The sequence below is a fragment of the Nitrincola sp. genome, assembly GCF_048264025.1.
In the GTDB taxonomy this organism is placed as follows: Bacteria; Pseudomonadota; Gammaproteobacteria; order Pseudomonadales; family Balneatricaceae; genus Nitrincola.
Map to the genome: position 1 here is coordinate 43901 of NZ_JBLXDN010000015.1, position 13103 is coordinate 57003.

At 54.8% G+C, this 13103-nt stretch carries 12 protein-coding genes; 10 read left to right on the plus strand and 2 right to left on the minus strand.

Annotated features, from left to right (window positions below; translation table 11 throughout):
• The first annotated feature begins 62 nt into the window (after nt 1-62).
• Together ACN0R1_RS12410 and ACN0R1_RS12415 are read left to right on the plus strand one after the other, a co-directional pair.
• A complete protein-coding gene (locus ACN0R1_RS12410) occupies nt 63-656 on the plus strand; it encodes a TetR/AcrR family transcriptional regulator (RefSeq protein ID WP_417583289.1) in 594 nt (197 codons plus the stop codon).
• 47 nt (nt 657-703) lie between these two features.
• Nucleotides 704-1972 (plus strand): MFS transporter, encoded by a 1269-nt coding sequence (locus ACN0R1_RS12415; RefSeq protein ID WP_417583291.1) that lies wholly within the window; start codon nt 704-706, stop codon nt 1970-1972.
• A gap of 6 nt (nt 1973-1978) precedes the next feature.
• Here ACN0R1_RS12415 and ACN0R1_RS12420 read toward each other — a convergent pair whose 3' ends face one another.
• Nucleotides 1979-2113, minus strand: a complete 135-nt coding sequence (locus tag ACN0R1_RS12420) for a hypothetical protein (protein WP_417583293.1) — start codon at nt 2111-2113, stop codon at nt 1979-1981.
• A gap of 112 nt (nt 2114-2225) precedes the next feature.
• Nucleotides 2226-3320, minus strand: a complete 1095-nt coding sequence (locus ACN0R1_RS12425; RefSeq protein ID WP_417583295.1) for a LysR substrate-binding domain-containing protein — start codon at nt 3318-3320, stop codon at nt 2226-2228.
• 161 nt (nt 3321-3481) lie between these two features.
• Between ACN0R1_RS12425 and ACN0R1_RS12430 the strand changes: the two genes are divergently transcribed.
• From ACN0R1_RS12430 to dmpG, 8 genes are all read left to right on the plus strand, one after another.
• Nucleotides 3482-4510 carry a TRAP transporter substrate-binding protein gene (locus tag ACN0R1_RS12430; RefSeq protein WP_417583297.1) on the plus strand — a complete coding sequence of 343 codons (1029 nt, stop codon included), beginning with the start codon at nt 3482-3484 and terminating at the stop codon, nt 4508-4510.
• A gap of 51 nt (nt 4511-4561) precedes the next feature.
• Nucleotides 4562-5155, plus strand: coding sequence for a TRAP transporter small permease subunit (locus ACN0R1_RS12435; protein ID WP_417583299.1), 594 nt, complete (start codon nt 4562-4564; stop codon nt 5153-5155).
• 19 nt (nt 5156-5174) lie between these two features.
• Complete coding sequence (locus ACN0R1_RS12440; protein ID WP_417583301.1) at nt 5175-6473, plus strand: TRAP transporter large permease; 1299 nt, start codon at nt 5175-5177, stop codon at nt 6471-6473.
• Between the two features lie 65 nt (nt 6474-6538).
• On the plus strand, nt 6539-8281 hold the full coding sequence (locus tag ACN0R1_RS12445) for an IlvD/Edd family dehydratase (protein WP_417583303.1): 1743 nt from the start codon (nt 6539-6541) through the stop codon (nt 8279-8281).
• 29 nt (nt 8282-8310) lie between these two features.
• On the plus strand, nt 8311-9312 hold the full coding sequence (gene araD1, locus ACN0R1_RS12450) for an AraD1 family protein (RefSeq protein WP_417583305.1): 1002 nt from the start codon (nt 8311-8313) through the stop codon (nt 9310-9312).
• 16 nt (nt 9313-9328) lie between these two features.
• On the plus strand, nt 9329-10906 hold the full coding sequence (locus ACN0R1_RS12455; protein ID WP_417583307.1) for an aldehyde dehydrogenase (NADP(+)): 1578 nt from the start codon (nt 9329-9331) through the stop codon (nt 10904-10906).
• 99 nt (nt 10907-11005) lie between these two features.
• Complete coding sequence (locus ACN0R1_RS12460) at nt 11006-11917, plus strand: acetaldehyde dehydrogenase (acetylating) (RefSeq protein ID WP_417583309.1); 912 nt, start codon at nt 11006-11008, stop codon at nt 11915-11917.
• A gap of 14 nt (nt 11918-11931) precedes the next feature.
• Complete coding sequence (gene dmpG / locus ACN0R1_RS12465; protein WP_417583311.1) at nt 11932-12960, plus strand: 4-hydroxy-2-oxovalerate aldolase; 1029 nt, start codon at nt 11932-11934, stop codon at nt 12958-12960.
• Nucleotides 12961-13103: the final 143 nt, after the last annotated feature.

Consider the following 13103-nt stretch of genomic DNA (forward strand, 5'->3'; position numbering starts at 1 on the left):
AGCCCTAGTCTCTGATGCTAGCGGCCATGTGCCCCCACATATCGTTAATCGAGTATGCAGACATGAGAACCAGTCGCGAAGAGAGCACACGCAACAGGGAAAAAATCATTGGAGCCGCCGGTAAACTTTTCCGGGAGCGCGGTCTTGATGGGGTCAGTGTTGCCGAAATCATGGCAACGGCCGGGCTCACACACGGCGGCTTCTACAGGCATTTCCCTTCAAAAGAAGCCCTGGCAGCTGAAGCCTGCGCACAAGTCGCTGAAAGAACCGACACCAACTGGTGTGATGCGCGCGATGCAGCGGCACAGGACGCTCTCAGGGCTTTAATCGATCGATACCTAACTACCGCGCATCGAGATACTCCCTCCCAAGGCTGCATTTACGCAGCACTCGGATGTGAAGTCGGACGCTCCAGCGACGAGTCTTTGCACCAGACATTCGCCGATGGGCTGGAAGGATTGATAAACATTCTCGCGGAAGCAAGCCCTGAACCAGATGTGGCTGAACGCCGCCGAGCAGCCATAGGACGCTTTGCCAGCATGGCGGGTGCACTGATTTTGGCACGTGCAACCAGAGATACCCCCCTGTCTGACGAGCTTCTGTCCGAAACTCATCTTTGGCTTGAGTCCACTAGTCAGCCGGTGCGCAGACAGTAAAGACGCTTCTCCCCCACTCTAACCAGAGCGCCATTAGCAGGAATGCCATGAATACACTCACCACCGCAAAGCAGGATTCACTCTTCAATCCTGTTTTGATTGCCGGCTGCATCATCATTTTGATCAGCTTTTCCATACGGGCTTCTTTTGGCCTGTTCCAGATCCCGGTCGCCGAGGATTTTGGCTGGCTTCGCGAGGAATTTTCCTTTGCCATTGCAATACAAAACCTTTTTTGGGGTATCGGACAACCACTGTTCGGCGCTATGGCAGAACGCTATGGTGACCGCAAGGGAATATTGGTCGGTGCTGCCTGCTATGTTGCAGGCTTGATTCTCTCATCTTTCGCCATCACCCCAGGACAACACCAGATGCTGGAGATGCTGGTTGGGTTCGGCATTGCGGGTACCGGCTTTGGCGTCATTCTTGCGGTAGTAGGTCGATCCGCCCCGGAGCGTCATCGCTCTATGGCCTTGGGCATTGCAACTGCAGCGGGGTCAGCAGGCCAGATCGTTGGCCCACCTGTGGCTCAACTGCTACTGAGCACTATGGATTGGCAGTCGGTATTCATCGTTTTTGCCGGTTTTATAATTCTTTCGCTGCTGGCTTTACCGCTGATGCGAGTGCCGCCGGTGGAACAGCGCACTGAAAACGAAGCGTCAATGGGAACCGTGCTTAAGCAGGCGTTGAAGGATCCCACCTTCGCCTTTATTTTCATTGGCTTCTTTTCATGCGGTTATCAGCTGGCCTTTATCACGGCCCATTTTCCGGCGTTCATTTCAGAGATGTGTAGTGCAGTTGCACCCGGCAGTGTCATTCAATCGCTGGGGATTTCGTCTACCAGTATGCTCGGCGCCGTTGCCATCGCGCTGATTGGCCTGTTCAATATCGGTGGCACCCTGCTCGCAGGCTGGCTTGGCCATCGATACTCACGCAAGTACCTGCTCGCCAGCATCTATCTCCTGCGCACAATCGTAGCTGCAGCCTTTATCTTGAATCCAATCACACCGGAAACCGTGTTGCTCTTCTCGATTGCTATGGGCTCTCTCTGGCTGGCCACTGTGCCGCTAACGTCGGGGCTGATCGCTCACATCTACGGACTCAAATACATGGGAACCCTCTACGGCATCGTGTTTTTCTCGCATCAGCTGGGTGGTTTTCTGGGCGTGTGGCTTGGCGGTCGTATGTATGACCTCTATGCGAACTACACGCTGGTATGGTGGATTGGTGTGGGGTTTGGCTTGCTGTCAGCCATCATCCATTTGCCGATTAAAGAAATGCCCTGGGCACAGGATGGCCGTCGACTACAGACTGCTTAATCCTTGTCACAGGCGATGACCCTGGTCGTGTGCATATGCTGTATCCACATACTCCAGATGGTGTGGATACAGCGAATCATGGCGAAACCAGTAACGCTTACCTGCTTGTTTGCCAGTGATACTCCATTTGGCGGACAACATCCTTGGCCAACTCAAGAGACTCCAGTTGCGAGACCAGAAACAGGCTCATATTGATTCCCGCTGTTTGGCGTGCAATACCTTGCCGACTACTACTTTGCCTCAGACGTAGTCATTAGATCCTCTTTCGAGTGTAGTTTTTTCCCTTACGTAACAGCGCTAGAACCGCACGTGAAGCAGGAGATAGAAGGTCTTCGCCTCGGTGAATCAGTCCATAAGGTTCGAGTATCCTGGACAGATCACGCTGCAAACGTGCTTCAACTGCTACATACCCTACCATGCCATATTTCATGTAGTGAACTACCACTGCTTCGGGCAGCAACGTAAGCATGTCATTTTTTTCAAGTAGGTTGGTAACAACCAGGAGGTTTTCTGCAGTAACGATATGATTGGGAAGGTTCAGACCGCTACGTTGAAACATCGCTTCGAACTCTGTCCTCATAACACTCCCAGAGGGTGGGAGTACCCACTCTTTATCCTGAAGATCCACCAGTGATAGCCGTGCACCCTGCTTGATTAGCGGGTGTTCTCTTCGTGCACACACAACTACCGGCTCAGGCGAATATGGCTGGGGGTAGGCCGGATCGGGATAATTCGACTGAGAAAAAAATGGTGATCCGCCTCCAGCCTCACCCGGATAGACAGGGTCAGGATATTCAGGCTGAGGAAAAGCTGACTTATGATGCATGGGCTCGTAGCAAAAGTTTAGATGCGCAAATGCATGCTGGATACGCGCCACTAGAATATCCAACTCACCATCTTTAAGTATCCCCAGCAACTCCTCACTGGATCCAGTGCGAATAGTGATTTCAAGATCGGGGTGCGTCTCTCGAACGCGGTTGATAGTTTCAGGAATCAGATCAGTACTTGGCGTCAGTACTGTTCCGATACGAACATGTCCGCTCAACCCCTGGCGAATCGAAGCAACTTCATCATATGCATTATCCAATGTTGTGAGCATCGTACGAGCATAACGAATCATCGTTTCACCATATATCGTCGGTATTACACCGCGCGGATGGCGCTGAAAAAGCTCTACATCTAACCCTTCTTCAAGTTCTTTCAGTAGTTTAGATATAGCAGGCTGCGAGATCCCTAGCCCCTCCGCAGCATGGTTTAAATTGGCTGTCTCACCCAACGCCGCAAGAACCAGCAGGTGCCGGTGTTTCAGCTTCGCTCTGATAAACCAGTCAGTGTTAATCGTACGCATAATCACTCAGATATATTCATTTGAATATACTTAAGCCCAAATTTAGTATTTGTTCAACATACCTCTCTATCTTACTCTCCTCCATGCTCTCTCGACATACCAGACTCATGGTTTCACCAAAACTGGTCTCACGATAAAAACAACAATCGGAGTATTTAAGGATGAGTAAACATCACTTCCGTCCTGTTGCAGCAATTACCGGGCTTGCAGCAGTTATAGCATTATCCACGAGCCTGTCTGCCCAGGCATCACAGCTGTGGAAATTCCAAACCAACCTCAATGCAGGTGACGATCAGTTCAAGATTGCGGAAGGCTGGGCGAAGTCGGTTTCTGAAAAAAGCGGTGGGGAAATCGAAATTGAGCTCTTACCGAGCAGCTCAATCGTCGGCAATAATGAAACACTTGACGCCGTTGGCGCAGGCATACTTCAGGGCCATATCACAGACCCGAGCTACTTCGCCGGTAAGAACCCTGCCTTCGCCGTTTACGGCAACATGGTTGGTGCCTGGTCTGACCCTTATCAGTTTCTCGATTACATGCGTAACTATGGTGGCGAAGAACGTTACAACGCTCTGATAGAGCCTTACAACGTTCACCTGATTCGCGCCGGGGCCATGATTCCCGAAGCATTGATCACCAAACGTAAAATCGAGACTATGGAGGACTTTAAGGGCCTGAAAATCCGCGCCCCCGAAGGCATGGTCTCCAACATCTTCCAGTTGGCCGGTGCGGCCCCGGTGAACCTACCCACCTCAGAGGTTTATACCGCACTTGAAAAAGGCGTCATCGACGCTGCGGACTACACCGTATTTGCCACCAACTACACCCAAGGTTATCACAAGTACGCCCCAGCAGCGGCTTACCCGGGTTTCCACTCTATGCCGATGATAGGCATATCCCTAAACAAAGACATCTGGGAAAGCCTCTCTGCAGACGATCAGAAGATGCTGGAGGATTCCGTCGATGAGTTTGTCGACGCGCTCAATATAAAACTAACCGCAGCAGATCAGGAACAGGTCAAGATCGCTAAGGAAAACGGCGTGACTATCAGCACTCTGTCACCTGAAGAGCTGAAGAAATTCCGCGCTGCTGCACAGCAAGAATGGAACAATTGGCGTGAAAAAACCCCGGCCGCTAAAGAGGCCGTGGAGAGCATTACTGCTTACCTGAAGCAGAACAACCTGCTCTAAACCTCTGCAAAACGGTCCGCCTGTTGGCGGGCCACTGACCGGACAATTCCCATGAGTAAATACCACCATCCCTCCGAATCGGAGCAGGAGCTGAGCGGCCTGCACGCCAGTAGTGAGCTGGACTCGCCACTTCCCGATGCTGATCAGGAGATCACAGCAATGGACCGGCTGGTAGAAAAGGCTGGAAAGCTCTGTGCCTGGCTGGTGCTGATTGCAATGGCAATCAGCGTTTACGAAGTAATCATGCGCTATGTCTTCAATTCGCCAACGACCTGGGTACACGAAACTACGACTTTCCTGGTCGCAGCGATCTTTGCCCTTGGCGGCCCCTACACGCTGGCGCGTAATCGACATATCCAGATCAACGTGCTGCACGACATTCTGCCACAGGGCGGACGCCGCTGGTTGAAGCTGGTGCAATTGCTGCTCGGCATCGGTTTCTGTGTGGCGATCGGCTATGCCGCCTGGGTACTTGCCTGGAACGCAACCCACACACCGGGTGGTGAATGGCGTCTGCAGACATCCGGCTCTTCCTGGAACTCACCACTGCCTGCGTTCACCAAATTGATCGTGCTTCTTTCTGTTGTACTGATGGCTGTCCAGCTGTTGGTCCGGTTCGGCGCGTTTTTCCGCCGCAAACCCTGATAGCTGCGAGTAATTCCCGATGACTATCGAAATAGCAACTTACCTACTGATCTCGTCGATATTCGGCTTGCTCATTATCGGTATTCCGCTGGCCTTCGTAACAGGCTTGGTCGCGGTTCTGTTTACACTGGGTTGGTTCGGCCCTAATGCGATTCCGCTGGTTGGCAGCCGGATCTACGGATTTATCACTGAGTACTCCCTGGTGGCCGTACCGATGTTTGTCTTTATGGCAGGTCTTCTCGACCGTTCCGGCATGGCCAGAGATCTATTCAACTCTATGCGGGTTTTCTCCGGCCGCCTCCCAGGCGGTGTAGCGGTACAAACACTGGTAGTGGCATTCTTCCTTGCAGCCATCTCCGGCATCATCGGCGGTGAAATCGTCCTATTGGGCGTCCTCGCCCTTCCGCAGATGCTCCGTCTAGGCTACGACAAACGGATAGCCATCGGCGTAGTTTGTGCTGGCGGCTCCCTTGGCACCATGGTTCCACCGTCTATCGTCCTGATTATTTACGGCTTGATTTCCAGCGTCTCGATTGCAGATCTGTTCAAAGCCGCATTTATCCCGGCATTCATCCTGATGGGTGCTTATATGGCTTACGTTATTTTTATGTGCGCCAGAAACCCTGCTATGGGCGGAGCTCACATCACTGAAGAAGATCAGCCCAAAATCAGTTTTAAGGAAGCGGTAAAAGGGATCTCCGGTCCGCTAATCATTGCTGGCATGGTGCTTGGTTCAATTTACGGTGGTATCGCTTCAGTAACAGAGGCTGCAGCTATGGGCGCGGCAGGTGTACTGGCAGCAGTGAAACTGCGCGGCGAGTTCAGCTTCAAGCTGCTGAGAGACAGCCTGACTCAGACGCTGGAAACCTGCGGCATGATCGTCTGGATCGGTATCGGCGCGGCTTGCCTGGTCGGCGTCTATAACCTGATGGGCGGTAACCGCTTTGTATCCAACGCCATTCTTGGGCTCGACGTCGCACCGATCCTCATCATCATGGTAATGATGCTGATCTTCCTTCTACTCGGTATGTTCTTGGACTGGATCGGCATTGCCATGCTCTGCTTGCCGATATTTGTACCGATCGTAGTGCAGCTTGGCTTCAACCCGGTGTGGTTCGGCATTTTGTTCGCCATCAACATGCAGGTGTCCTACATCAGCCCGCCCTTTGGCCCTGCCGCCTTTTATCTCAAGAGCGTGGCGCCACCAGACATATCCCTGAAAGACATCTTCGGATCGATGGTGCCCTTCATCGTCATCCAGCTCTGCGTCCTCGGTCTGATGCTCGCCTATCCCGAGATGACAACCTGGGCACTTTAACCCTGTACCCCAACTTTTACCCCGGCCCAGCACGGGCGGGTGATCCCGAATAAGAGGCAATAATCATGAAAAAGAAGACAGACCTGCGTTCAGCACAGTGGTTTGGCACCATCGACAAAAACGGCTTTATGTACCGCTCCTGGATGAAAAACCAAGGTACTCCTGATCATGAGTTCCAGGGCAAGCCGATCATCGGCATCTGCAATACTTGGTCTGAACTGACACCCTGTAATGCTCACTTCCGTCGTATTGCCGACCGCGTAAAACAGGGTGTACTGGAAGCCGGCGGCTACCCGGTGGAGTTCCCAGTATTCTCCAACGGTGAATCCAACCTGCGCCCCACCGCCATGTTCACCCGAAATCTCGCAAGTATGGATGTGGAGGAAGCGATCCGCGGCAACCCAGTTGATGCTGTTGTATTGCTGGCTGGTTGTGACAAAACCACTCCGGCCCTACTGATGGGGGCTGCAAGCTGCGATATTCCGGCCATTCTCGTCACCGGAGGGCCGATGCTGAACGGCAAGCACAAGGGAAAAACCATCGGTTCCGGCACCGCGGTATGGCAGCTTCATGAAGAGGTAAAAGCCGGCAAGATCTCCATTGAAGAGTTCCTCAGCGCTGAGCGCAGCATGTCCCGCTCAGAAGGCACCTGTAATACTATGGGTACCGCATCCACCATGGCCTGCATGGCAGAATCCTTGGGCGTTACTCTGCCTTATAACGCAGCTATTCCAGCCGTTGATGCCTCTCGTTACACCCTAGCGCACCTATCCGGCATGCGTATCGTCGACATGGTCTGGGAAGACCTGCGTCTCTCCAAGCTGCTGACCCGTGAAGCATTCGAGAACGCCATCCGCACTAATGCAGCCATCGGCGGCTCCACCAACGCCGCTATCCACCTTAAGGCCATTGCCGGGCGCATCGGTGTGGATCTGGAACTGGATGACTGGACCCGTATCGGCCGCGGCACCCCAACCATCCTCGACCTGATGCCCTCAGGCCGTTTTCTGATGGAAGACTTCTGTTACGCAGGTGGTCTCCCGGCAGTACTGCGCACGCTTGGCGATGCCGATCTTCTGCCGCATAAAGACGCCTTGACCGCAAACGGCAAGACTTTGTGGGAAAACGTCTGCAACGCGGACAACTACAACACCGAGGTGATCCGCACACTCGACAACCCGCTGGTCGATGATGGTGGTCTTTGTATTCTACGCGGCAACCTGGCACCCCGCGGCGCCGTGCTCAAACCGTCTGCAGCCAGCCCGCACTTGATGCAGCACCGCGGTAAAGCCGTAGTGTTTGAAGACTTTGACGATTACAAAGCCCGCATCGCTGATCCGGATCTGGATGTGGATGAAAACTCCGTCATGGTCCTGAAGAACTGCGGCCCGCGCGGATATCCTGGCATGGCAGAGGTCGGCAACATGGGCCTTCCGCCTAAGCTGCTGGAACGTGGCATCACCGACATGGTCCGTATCTCAGACGCCCGCATGAGTGGTACCGCCTACGGTACCGTTGTACTACACACCGCGCCGGAAACAGCCGTTGGCGGCCCGATTGCCATTGTGCAAAACGGCGATTGGATCGAGCTGGATTCCGCCAACGGCGCACTCAACATCGATATCTCCGATGAAGAGCTGCAGGCACGGCTAGACAAACACAATGCAGAAAAACCGGTAAACCCACTAATCGCCCAGGGCGGCTACCGCAGCCTCTACATCGAGCATGTGATGCAGGCAGACGATGGCTGCGACTTTGATTTCCTTGTCGGTTGCCGCGGTTCCGACGTGCCGCGCCACTCTCACTGATGTCTGACTCCAACATCGAGGAACGCACAATGATTCGTCTTATTCAGTATATGGATTCAGACAACCAGCGCCGCGTCGGTATCGTCGATACCGTTGGCGGCGAGCAGATTCAGCGAATCCAGGGCGCTGTCAGTGTTTACTCACTGGCGCAGCAAGCTATCGAGAATTCCAGCGATCTTGAAACATTGATCAAAAGCCTCCCAACCAGTACCGAGGAAGCTTCGCTCAGCTCCTTGCTTGAAGCCAAATGCGTGTTGGCACCTTTAGACCACCCGGATCCTGCTCACCTTTATGTCACCGGTACCGGCCTCACCCATACCGGAAGCGCCGATACTCGTGACAAGATGCACACCGCCGACAGTGCAGAGATACAGCAGTCAGATTCCATGAAAATGTTTCGCATGGGCCTGGAAGGTGGTAAACCCGCCACTGGCGAAGCCGGTGTTCAGCCGGAATGGTTCTACAAGGGTGACGGCAGCATTGTCGTGCACCCTGAGCACACCTTCGCGATCCCCTCATTCAGCTTGGATGCGAGCGAAGAACCTGAGCTGGTCGGCTGCTATCTGAATGGACCGGACGGAACGCCTTATCGCATCGGCTATGCGTTGGGTAACGAATTGTCCGACCACATCACCGAGCGCGAAAACTACTTGTTTCTGGCCCATTCCAAGCTGCGAGTCTGTTCATTCGGACCCGAGCTGCTGATCGGTGAGCTACCCGAGGATATTCAGGGCACCAGCCGCATCCGCCGAAATGGTGAGCTGGTCTGGGAGAAGGCCTTCGCCAGTGGTGAAGCAAACATGTCGCACACCTTTGCCAACCTGGAACACCACCACTTCAAATACAAACTGTTCTGCCGCCCAGGCGATATACACCTGCACTACTTCGGTACCGCGACCCTGAGTTTTGCGGATATGCGTACAGAAGCAGGCGATCAGTTTGAAATCCGTGCCGATGCATTTGGTAAACCGCTACGCAACAACTGGGAAGTGGTCCAGGAACCGGACTGCGTCACTGTAAAAACGCTCTGAATCCTAGGAGGAAACTATGCAATTCGACGGCAGACACCTGATTAACGGACAATTTCAAGCCGAGGGTAACGAGACCTTCCAGGTTGCAAATGCAGCGACCACCGAAACACTGAGCGGAGAATTCGTCATGGCGCTGGAAAGCGACGTGAACAAAGCCTGCGAACTGGCATCCAAGGCTTTCCCGATCTACTCGGAGCTGAGCCTCGAAGACCGCGCACTCTTCCTCGAGACCGCCGCTTCTGAAATAGATGGCATCGTCGATGATCTGGTAGTCCGCATAGGTGAAGAGACCGGCCTGCCAGAAGCTCGCGTCCGCGGCGAAACAGGCCGCACCACCGGTCAGCTTCGCCTGTTCGCCAAAGTATTGCGCCGCGGCGACTATCTTCAGGCGCGCATCGATACCGCCATGCCGGAGCGTCAACCGCTACCGCGCCCGGATATCCGCCAATACAATCAGGCCCTGGGCCCGGTTGCCGTGTTTGGTGCCAGTAACTTCCCGATGGCGTTTTCAGTAGCCGGTGGCGATACCGCATCAGCACTTGCTGCAGGCTGCCCTGTCGTGACCCGCGCTCACTCCGGCCACCCGGGTACCGCAGAATTGGTCGGCAAAGCGATGGTACGCGCCGTTGAAAAATGCGGGCTGCCAGCCGGAGTTTTCTCCCTGATTCAAGGCAAAGGCCACCATATCGGCGGCGCGCTGGTTAAACATCCTGCCATCAAAGCAGTAGGCTTTACCGGCTCTCTCGGTGGTGGTCGTGCGCTCTGCGACGCTGCGGCCAGCCGCCCTGAGCCGATCCCTGTTTTCGCTGAAATGGGCAGCATCAACCCGGTATATCTGCTACCACACGCACTGGAAGTCAACGCAGAGAAGCTGGCAGAAGGTTTCGTTACCTCTCTAACCATGGGCACTGGGCAGTTCTGTACCAATCCAGGATTAGTTATTGCCGCAAAAAGTGAAGGTTTAAACCGCTTCAAGGCGAAAGTTGCAGAGTTGATCATCAACGCCCCCGCAGGCGTTATGCTCAACGCCGGTACACTGAGCGGCTTTAACAAACAGCAAGATAAATACCGCAACGAAGCGGCACTGATCGGTGAAGGCCCCAGCGCTGAAAATCGAGCCCGCGCCAGCCTCTTCGGAGCCGACCTTGCCGACTGGGAGGGTAATGAAACCCTTCACGAGGAAGCCTTCGGCCCCTGTTCACTTCTGGTAGAAACCGCAAATGAGGCACAGTTTGTTGAAGCTACGCAAAAACTCGAGGGACAGCTGACCGCTACTATCTGGGGCGCTGACTCCGAGCTCGAATCTTACCAGCAACTGCTGAATGACCTTTCCCACAAAGTAGGGCGCATTCTGGTTAACGGGTGGCCGACTGGCGTGGAAGTGTGTGACTCCATGACGCATGGCGGCCCCTACCCTGCCTGCTCCGTCGCGGGTTCCACCTCCGTGGGCACACGTGCCATCGAGCGCTTTGTACGTCCGGTCAGCTTCCAAGATATGCCTGACGTGTGCCTACCCGAACCGCTGAAAAACGCGAACCCCCTAGGTATTCTCAGGCTGGTTAACGGCACACCGAGTACCGACCCGATCGCCTGAGAGTTCATTGGGCAAAAGCAGTGCCCTACCTAACTTTACGACCCTGACACACCAGTATTGCTGGTGTGTAGGCTCCGTTTTACCTTTTGAGGTGAGCAGATGAGTAAAAAACTGAAAGCGGCCATTATTGGCCCGGGTAACATCGGCACCGACCTGCTGATGAAGATGAAACGTTCCGAATGGATCGAGCCGGTCTGGATGGTGGGTATCGACCCGACCTCCGAAGGCCTCAAGCGTGCCGAAGAGATGGGCATCAAAACTTGTTCTACCGGCGTGGACGGTCTGCTGCCCCACATCATCGAAGACGATATCCGCGTGGCCTTCGATGCCACCTCTGCTTACGTTCATGCCGAGAACAGCCGCAAGCTGAATGAACTGGGCGTGATCATGATCGACCTGACGCCGGCCGCCATCGGTCCCTACTGCGTACCGCCGGTGAACCTGGCCGACCACGCCAAGAACCTGGAGATGAACGTCAACATGGTTACCTGCGGTGGCCAGGCGACGATCCCGATGGTTGCCGCTGTCTCCCGCGTACAGCCGGTTGAGTACGGTGAGATCATCGCGACTGTGTCTTCCCGTTCCGTCGGTCCGGGCACACGCCAGAACATCGACGAGTTCACCCGTACCACCGCTGGTGCCGTGGAGAAAGTGGGCGGTGCCAAGCAGGGCAAGGCGATCATCATCATCAACCCGGCTGAGCCGCCGTTGATCATGCGTGACACCATCCACTGCCTGACCGAGGGCGAGCCGGACCAGGCCGCCATCACCGAATCCGTGCATGCCATGGTGAAGGACGTGCAGAAGTACGTGCCGGGCTACCGCCTGGTGAACGGCCCCGTGTTCGATGGCAACCGTGTCTCCTGCTTCATGGAAGTGGAAGGTCTGGGCGACTTCCTGCCCAAGTATGCCGGCAACCTGGACATCATGACCGCGGCCGGTCTGCGCACTGCCGAGATGTTCGCTGAAGAAGCGGCCAACGGCACCATCACCCTGCCTGAGCGTGGCTAACGGAGGAAATGACAATGAATCTGAACGGTAAAAAAGTCACGCTGCACGACATGTCTCTGCGTGACGGTATGCACGCCAAGCGTCACCAGATCAGCCTGGACGAGATGGTCAACATCGCGACTGGTCTTGATGAAGCCGGCATGCCGCTGATCGAAGTCACCCACGGTGACGGCCTGGGTGGTGCTTCCGTGAACTACGGTTTCCCGGCCCACAGCGACGAGGAATACCTCAACGCGGTCGTGCCGAAAATGAAAAATGCCAAGGTGTCAGCACTGCTGCTGCCGGGCATTGGCACCGTCGATCACCTGAAAATGGCCAAGGACTGTGGCGTATCCACTATTCGTGTAGCCACTCACTGCACCGAGGCGGACGTATCCGAGCAGCACATCGGCATGGCGGCCAAGATGGAAATGGACACCGTCGGCTTCCTGATGATGGCCCACATGGTCAGCCCGGAGAAGATCCTGGAGCAGGCCAAACTGATGGTCAGCTACGGCGCCAACTGCATCTACGCCACTGACTCTGCTGGCTACATGCTGCCGGATGAAGTCAGCGCCAAGATCGGTCTGCTGCGCGCCGAACTGCCGGCCAGCGTCGAGATCGGTTTCCACGGTCACCACAACATGGGCATGGCGATCGCCAACTCACTGGCCGCGATTGAAGCCGGTGCTGCCCGCGTCGATGGTTCCGTTGCTGGCCTGGGTGCTGGTGCCGGTAACACGCCACTGGAAGTGTTCTGTGCCGTACTGGACCGCATGGGCGTCGAGACCGGTATCGATCTGTACAAGATCATGGATGTAGCCGAAGACCGCGTCTTCCCGATCATGGATCAGCCGATCCGTGTCGACCGCGATGCGCTGACTCTGGGGTATGCGGGTGTTTACTCTTCCTTCCTGCTGTTTGCCCAGCGTGCGGAGAAGAAGTATGGCATCCAGGCCCGTGACATTCTGGTAGAGCTTGGCCGCCGCGGTACCGTGGGTGGTCAGGAAGACATGATTGAAGACTTGTCACTGACCATGGCGAAGGATAGAAGTCTCATCTAGACCTTAATACAAAATGAAAAATCACCGAAAAGCGTCTAAATCCAACCAAGTGACGATTGAAATGACTGTTTGGGGTAAATATTGCGGGTAACGAAGTACCTGATCCCGAACCTGAAAAGAATCTTCGGTAACATTTTCTTCCA

Excerpts from the sequence above, each read along its gene's own strand:
- ACN0R1_RS12415 (WP_417583291.1), top strand. The coding sequence starts at position 704 with ATGAATACACTCACCACCGCAAAGCAGGATTCACTCTTCAATCCTGTT.
- ACN0R1_RS12410 (WP_417583289.1), top strand. The coding sequence starts at position 63 with ATGAGAACCAGTCGCGAAGAGAGCACACGCAACAGGGAAAAAATCATT.
- ACN0R1_RS12440 (WP_417583301.1), top strand. The coding sequence starts at position 5,175 with ATGACTATCGAAATAGCAACTTACCTACTGATCTCGTCGATATTCGGC.
- ACN0R1_RS12460 (WP_417583309.1), top strand. The coding sequence starts at position 11,006 with ATGAGTAAAAAACTGAAAGCGGCCATTATTGGCCCGGGTAACATCGGC.
- ACN0R1_RS12435 (WP_417583299.1), top strand. The coding sequence starts at position 4,562 with ATGAGTAAATACCACCATCCCTCCGAATCGGAGCAGGAGCTGAGCGGC.
- ACN0R1_RS12455 (WP_417583307.1), top strand. The coding sequence starts at position 9,329 with ATGCAATTCGACGGCAGACACCTGATTAACGGACAATTTCAAGCCGAG.
- araD1 (WP_417583305.1), top strand. The coding sequence starts at position 8,311 with ATGATTCGTCTTATTCAGTATATGGATTCAGACAACCAGCGCCGCGTC.
- ACN0R1_RS12430 (WP_417583297.1), top strand. The coding sequence starts at position 3,482 with ATGAGTAAACATCACTTCCGTCCTGTTGCAGCAATTACCGGGCTTGCA.
- ACN0R1_RS12425 (WP_417583295.1), bottom strand. The coding sequence starts at position 3,320 with ATGCGTACGATTAACACTGACTGGTTTATCAGAGCGAAGCTGAAACAC.
- dmpG (WP_417583311.1), top strand. The coding sequence starts at position 11,932 with ATGAATCTGAACGGTAAAAAAGTCACGCTGCACGACATGTCTCTGCGT.
- ACN0R1_RS12420 (WP_417583293.1), bottom strand. The coding sequence starts at position 2,113 with ATGTTGTCCGCCAAATGGAGTATCACTGGCAAACAAGCAGGTAAGCGT.
- ACN0R1_RS12445 (WP_417583303.1), top strand. The coding sequence starts at position 6,539 with ATGAAAAAGAAGACAGACCTGCGTTCAGCACAGTGGTTTGGCACCATC.